Here is a 758-nt window from a genome sequence, read left to right on the forward strand (position 1 = left end):
CTGGCCTTCGCCGGTATACTGCAGTTGTGGGATGGTGCCCAAGCGTTTTTGTTCTGACCAGGTAAACGACCAGGCCCGTTGCAACTGGTTAAAGGCTGCGGCTTCAATGGAAAAGGTAAACGGCCCTAATTTCAGTAAGGTGCTAGTAGCCATATGTCAAACCGTCCTGATCATAAAGTGATGCACGACGATCCGATTCTGCCTCAAATTCTCGCCGTTTGAGTTCTTCCCTTACCCGTTTAGCAATGTCTTCACTGTTCTGACCGGATTGGGTATGAATGGTAATTGGGGCGTTAATATTAGTACGCGACTGGTTCTGTATTTTAATGTGTTGGTTACGTTTGGTCTGTAATTGCTCCTGTATGGTCTTATTATTACGCGCTTTGGCTAAGGAAATAACACGTCCTGATGCTTTTACAGGGTTTCGTGTTTTGGTTTTGTGTTGATAGTTGTAACGGCGATTCGCCATGGCATAGGGTTTTACTCCATAGTGAATACCTCGGCTCCGCCCTCGGTGTTGCGGTGCAATATACGATGATGGCTTACGTTGAGGCTTGGGTTTAACTTTCTTTTTATCACTTTTATCTTCGTCCTCATCATCCCCAAACCAGTTAAACACACGACTAATAATGTCCTTAATCCAACTGAATTTAGACGCCAGCCATTCAAAGCCTGGTTTCCAGTGTTTGAGTAACATGCCAATGGGGGATTTGTTAAAAATACCTTTAATGAGATCCCAAGCTCCCGAGAACATGCCT

At 44.9% G+C, this 758-nt stretch carries 2 protein-coding genes; both read right to left on the reverse strand.

Annotated elements, in window-relative coordinates; genetic code table 11:
- A partial coding sequence (locus KCG35_RS27210) for a phage tail protein (protein ID WP_215822780.1) occupies positions 1–153 on the reverse strand: 153 nt, incomplete at its 3' end.
- A partial coding sequence (locus KCG35_RS25870; RefSeq protein ID WP_215822778.1) for a hypothetical protein occupies positions 143–758 on the reverse strand: 616 nt, incomplete at its 5' end. The genes KCG35_RS27210 and KCG35_RS25870, both read right to left, overlap by 11 nt.

Source organism: Zooshikella harenae, from assembly GCF_018837975.1.
Lineage (GTDB): Bacteria > Pseudomonadota > Gammaproteobacteria > Pseudomonadales > Zooshikellaceae > Zooshikella > Zooshikella harenae.